Origin of the sequence: Candidatus Erwinia dacicola, assembly GCF_001756855.1 — a bacterium.
GTDB lineage: Bacteria > Pseudomonadota > Gammaproteobacteria > Enterobacterales > Enterobacteriaceae > Erwinia > Erwinia dacicola.
The window spans coordinates 1-5,325 of record NZ_MAYS01000216.1 but is presented as its reverse complement, the minus strand read 5'-3'; the positions used below and the strand labels follow the sequence as shown (position 1 = coordinate 5,325).

At 46.5% G+C, this 5,325-nt stretch carries 6 protein-coding genes and 1 pseudogene; 3 read left to right on the top strand and 4 right to left on the bottom strand.

Translation table 11 applies throughout. The features are described 5' to 3' along the window. Window positions 1–199: 199 nt before the first annotated feature. The 3 genes from repA (at window position 200) to mazF (ending at window position 2,254) form a co-directional block, all read left to right on the top strand. Complete coding sequence (gene repA / locus BBW68_RS06770) at window positions 200–1,117, top strand: plasmid replication initiator RepA (protein WP_050880439.1); 918 nt, start codon at window positions 200–202, stop codon at window positions 1,115–1,117. A 492-nt stretch (window positions 1,118–1,609) separates the two neighbouring features. Next, the gene (locus BBW68_RS06765; RefSeq protein ID WP_338061297.1) at window positions 1,610–1,921 is read left to right on the top strand and encodes an AbrB/MazE/SpoVT family DNA-binding domain-containing protein; all 312 of its coding nucleotides are present in this window, start codon (window positions 1,610–1,612) and stop codon (window positions 1,919–1,921) included. Beyond that, the gene (mazF, locus tag BBW68_RS06760) at window positions 1,922–2,254 is read left to right on the top strand and encodes an endoribonuclease MazF (protein WP_070134540.1); all 333 of its coding nucleotides are present in this window, start codon (window positions 1,922–1,924) and stop codon (window positions 2,252–2,254) included. Window positions 2,255–2,505: 251 nt separating this feature from the next. On the opposite strand, the gene BBW68_RS06755 is transcribed toward mazF, so the two are convergent. From BBW68_RS06755 to BBW68_RS19635, 4 genes and pseudogenes are all read right to left on the bottom strand, one after another. Continuing rightward, window positions 2,506–2,778, bottom strand: a complete 273-nt coding sequence (locus tag BBW68_RS06755; protein WP_070134539.1) for a hypothetical protein — start codon at window positions 2,776–2,778, stop codon at window positions 2,506–2,508. 88 nt (window positions 2,779–2,866) lie between these two features. Continuing rightward, window positions 2,867–3,094, bottom strand: a complete 228-nt coding sequence (locus BBW68_RS06750) for a plasmid partition protein ParG (protein WP_064645505.1) — start codon at window positions 3,092–3,094, stop codon at window positions 2,867–2,869. Window positions 3,095–3,132: 38 nt separating this feature from the next. Beyond that, entirely contained in the window at window positions 3,133–3,753 is a 621-nt protein-coding gene (gene parA, locus BBW68_RS06745) for a ParA family partition ATPase (RefSeq protein WP_008815938.1), read from the bottom strand. Window positions 3,754–4,272: 519 nt separating this feature from the next. Further along, a pseudogene (locus BBW68_RS19635) lies at window positions 4,273–4,896 on the bottom strand (recombinase family protein); the annotation flags it as partial. Between the last annotated feature and the right edge of the window lie 429 nt (window positions 4,897–5,325).

Here is a 5,325-nt window from a genome sequence, read left to right as displayed (position 1 = left end):
ACGTTCCCGGTAATAGCGTCTAGGGAAAGGGTGATAGGCAAAAGCCACACCCTGAATGCAAAAACCCCCTGAAATCCTGACGAACTTGGCGGAACGAGGGATATTCAGGGGGTCGAAAGCAGGCGCGGCGCCTGAAAAGGATTATAGCAAATGCATAACCTAAAACAACCCCTCTTCCTCGCCATAAGCGCGGGCGGGCGTGGGTAACCAGACTAAATCTTCCCAAGAAAACCCCGATAAACGTCACCGTGGCGAACATTCTACAGCCTGTAAATGTCCGTTACCGCTCTACGTGCGTCCGGCGCATTATAAGCCCCTCAGTAAACAGCATGGTCGAGCCTTACGTAACCTTATGAGCCAGGACAAAACCTCTGGTGCCTGGGTTATTCGTCGTCGTGTTTCTGCCGATCCAATCTTCACTTTTTTGCGACCTGTCGCAGACAGAAAAAGAGCTTTCCGTGAAGTACGCCGGCGTTTGCTCGATGCGTTGTTTGTGCTTTTCGTCAACAAAGCCGATCTTGCTACCGGTATTGTCACTATCAACATCACTAAGCTGGCTGAAGAACTCAGTCCACGGAATGAAGATGGCCAGATCATCCCTGAAACTGCCGTGACGGTATCTAGGGTGTCGCGTCTGATAGACGAACTGGCGAGGTTTGGCATAGTCCTTGCGCCTGAAACTGAGTGGGATTATGTGAACGGGTGCCGTTTTCCTAAGCATATAATCATTACAGAAGAAGGCTGGCGTCTTACCGGTGTGGATATGGACAAGCTACGAGCAGAGCAAGAAGAACGCCTACGCGCTATTGAGGACGGCATTCTACAACCCGGCGAGGCTATGACAGTAAAAGAAGCCCGTAAGCGCTGGTATGAACGTTGCCGCCATCAGACGATACTCAGCCGCCGTACACGCGCTATTGAGGGCAAACAACGGCGTAAGCTGGCCGAATTACCGTTCGATGAGCGAAAGCGTCAGGTGGCCGAGCGTATTTTCCGTGATATGAAGGGTGATATACACCATCTAACCCCTCAGCAGTTTGAAAAAATGGTCTGGACTCAGCTTTACCAGCTTGAACTGGTAAATATGGAGCAGCCAGGCACAGCCCCGCCTCACTAACCCGCCCTCTTTTTACTAATCCGATTCCCTGCGGAGGATGTTCGTTGTCCATCTGCTAAAACAGCTCGTTTTTTAGTCACCATTATCACGATAACCTCACCGATATTTGGTCAAAACCCCAATCAACACCGGCGTTATATCTTTTATGCACACTTACCTGCAAATAGGTAAATGGGACTATCTGCAATCAACCAATAGTTAGCTGCAAAACAATCAGGTCTTCGACCTACTTAACTTCATTAAAGATCTACTTATTCGCTGGATAAGTTCTGTGGATAACGGGGAAAACCGATAATGACCGCCCTTGCAGCGGCCTGACGGCCGCGCCGGTTCGGCATGGTCGCTATGCTCCCCGACAACTTTAAGTAACACCTCCGGTCTTTGCCCGGAGGCAGGGAGTTAACTGTAACCACTACAGCGAAAAGGCACTTTTAGCCCTTACCTACATCACTACTGAAAGTTAGCTAAAAACCCGGTCTAGCAGGAAGGGAAATGCTTGTAGATACATTGTTTATCCTCTACAATGTATCTACAAATATGAGGGAGGAAATGTTAATGACAACAGTAACGCTAAAAAAATGGGGCAATAGCCCATCGATCAGAATACCAGCCAGCGTAATGCAAGCAGCAGCACTTAATGTCGAAGATAAACTCGATTTGAAAATTGATGAAGCTGGCCAAATTGTTTTAGTACCATTGAAATCTAAAGAGTATTCACTGGATGTACTGTTATCAGGTATCACACCAGATAACGTTCAGGGAAAAATAGATTTTGGTTCGCCAGTCGGAAAGGAATTGATCTAAATGGTTTCACGTTACGTACCAAATTCTGGTGATCTAATCTGGCTGGATTTTGACCCCGTAGAAGGTCACGAACAGGGGGGCCATCGCCCTGCTGTCGTCCTCAGCCCTTTTTCTTACAATAATCCTGTAGGGTTGCTGCTTTGCGTTCCGTGTACCACTAAAGCTAAAGGCTATCCATTTGAGGTAGAACTATCGGATAGCCGCGAAAGTGTTGCTCTTGCCGATCAAGTTACCTGTGTTGACTGGAGAGCGCGAAAAGTAACAAAAAAAGGCACTGTATCGCCTGAAGAACTTGCTGAGATCAGAGCAAAGGCTAAGGCTCTAATTGGATGAGAAAATCCCTGCCGCGCTTTGCTTGGCCAACACTGATCTGGTACATAAAAAATTTATGCACCAGATCAGTGTTCTCAAAGGGAATACATGTGTTTTTGAGTAAATGTGTGATTACGCATTTTTTATTGAAGTATCTACTGAGGTGCAATATGACAGTTAAAAAGATTAGAGACACGCTGCGAAGCGGAAAGGATGCGGCACTTGATACTTAGGATCAAGTTACGTCTGACCAGACAAGCAGGACAGGTCATTCAGCGAAACGTGTAGCATCGCAGCTCGCCAATAATGTTGATCCGGAAGTAGTTGCTCTCCAGATTACGAAGAACAGCCTTAAAAATAACCCGGACGATCCACAGACGTTTACCGGTGAGGAAGTTGTAACTGTCGCAAAATTTTACGCAGCTAACCGTTCGCGGCCGGTGCTCACTCGCAAGCAGTCCAATGGGCTCATTGCCGCGCAGAAAGAAGCCGATGCTGGAAGTAGCCCGTCTGTTAACGATGACGTTCCAGAGCCACAGCAGCATTGATCTGCTTAACAAGAGAGTATCTCTGGATGGTTATACTCTCTTATTATTATATATGGGTTTTTACTCATATGTGTGTTTGAGTAAGTTACCTGTCATTTGCTTTCAGCCAGCTATCAACCAAGTCCTTTATAACATCAGTAATAGATGTACCTTGTTTTGCACACGCCGCTTTGAAGCGGATATGTGTTTCTTCATCAAAGTTAACGTTGACTCTCTTTTGCTTTCCCGTGGGTGTGCTATTGACGACTTTTTCAAGATCTCGATGCTCACCGAAACTCATTGTTTTTGATGTATGTTGCTTAGTTAGTGCCATACATAACCTCTAATATGCTGAAATAAGTATATGAGTTTTTACTCAAATGATTCGAGTATTTCTCGCGTCAGAATGGCTATCTCGCCCTTTGCTGCTCCATCGTTGGTATCGAAAACGCTCTCACCCTCCATGACGGATTTAACGTAACTTTGGCGTTGTGTGATCGCAGTTTTAAACGGCTTAATACCCGTCTGAGCAATGCTATCTTTTAGAACGTTAAGCATGGTGGCTTGTTCGATTTTCCGTGTGATGAGGAATCGAGCTTCTACCGGACGATTATAAGCCTGGGCTTCCAGTACCGTGACGACAGAACCGGCAGCGGAAAAATCCAGAGGGCTGGGTGTTACCGGGATGATAATCAGGTCGCTGACCATCACCGCTGCGGAAGTAATAACTGACAGAGAACCGGCTCCATCAATAATCACAAAGTCATATTCAGCCAGATCTTTTCTTACCTGGTAAACGTCTTTCTCTGATGCTGCGGTGTAAACATCGAATGCTGCTTTCTCTGCTTTATTCCAGTTAGTCAGGCTCATCTGTGGGTCTGTATCTACAACTGCAATTTTTTTACCCGAACTGGCAAGGCAGCTACTGACGTTGATCGCCGCAGTCGTTTTACCAGACCCCCCTTTGGGGTTGAGGAACGCGATAATTTTCATGTTTAAACCTCATTTGTGTGTTTACTCATTTGAGCTTAATTATACACAAAAACACAAATGAGTAAATATGTTTGTTGTGTGTGAATGAGTATATGAGTGTTTTTTTGAATGTTAGAACTGGCGGGAATTTTGGTTTAAGCTTCTCTCAGGAAATTATTGCCAACCTCCATCGTATTCATTCCAGCCCTGATTCGTCGCATCATTGGTTAGCGTCATATCATCGACCACGCAGTTACGTATCTCAGCGGTGCGGTATATCTCGTCAAAAAGTTCGTCAATCTGCTCTTTCAAATCGGCTTCATCGCTATACGTAAAAATCAGGCTGTACTCATTATTGTCCAACAACTTCCCGTCATAGTCGTACTCAACCAGCCAGGCAATATCTTCTCTGACCTTTTTCTTCCCACGGGTAAATTTGCTGCCGTTCTGCACCGGCACCCACAGAGTGGCTGTCACGGAAAATGCGGTAGCACTCTCAGACTGCCCGGAAAGAGAGGGGAGGGCTGTAACTGGGGGGCACTGTTTAATCGCCCGGCTAATGGTGCCACGACTGCAATTGATGGTCTTCTGAACCTGGCTCCAGGAACTGCCGCTGGCCAGCAGCCGGTTAATGGCATCATAGCGATGTTGGTTAACCTTTCTTCCTTGGTATTTGCCCTCAGCTTTTGCTTTGGCGATCCCCTGTTTCTGGCGTTCCCGCCGCTGCTCATAGTCGCGTCTGGCCACTGCGGCCAGCATATCGAGCAGCATGTCATTGATGGCCGAAAACATCCGGTTATCAAAATCGGTCAGCCCTGGAGATAAATGTAGCCAGGTAGTGGGAACATTAACGGCCACGACTCTTATATCTTTTCTGGCAATCATTTTCTTGAGCGTGATCCAGTCATTCCCAGCCAGACGTGAAAGGCGGTCAACATCTTCAATGAGTAAGATGTCACGCTGCCGACAGTCTTTCAGCAGCCGGAAAAGCTCAGGACGCTCCAGCCGTGAACCTGACTCATTTTCAATATAATAGTTACAGATGGCCAGCCCGCGCTCAGTGGCGAAAGTGTCGATAGAGCTACGTGCTCGTGATGCATCCTGTTCGGATGTGGAGGCTCGAAGATAGGCGCGAACAAAGCAGGTCGGTACTGTTTGGGTCATTTTTGAGAACCGGTTCTGTTTAAGTGTGTCGTGTGTGTTTAAACAGTACCAGCTTGCAGCGGTACGAGGAAGGTATACTTATATAGTACCAAAATCCGTAGCTCTAAGTGGGGCAGAGCAAACCTCACCTTCACGATTGACTGGAAATCTTGCCCTGCCTGGTTCTACATATAGTAACAACCGTAGAGAACAGCATACAAAATGTAGCATTGTCCAAAAAATAGTGGGTAGGATCAGGTAACTTTGGGTTGTGGTGGCAGACTCGGCAGAACAGTTTTTTGCCGAGTCCCACTTGGGGTAGATAAAGCAACATAGGTCAAAAAAATGCTTAAAGTTCGTTAAGCTGCAATGTATTGTTATAGCTCCTGAAAATTTTCTTATGATTGGAGTTAACATGGTTGACAAAAAAGTTTTAGGGGCTGTCCTAGA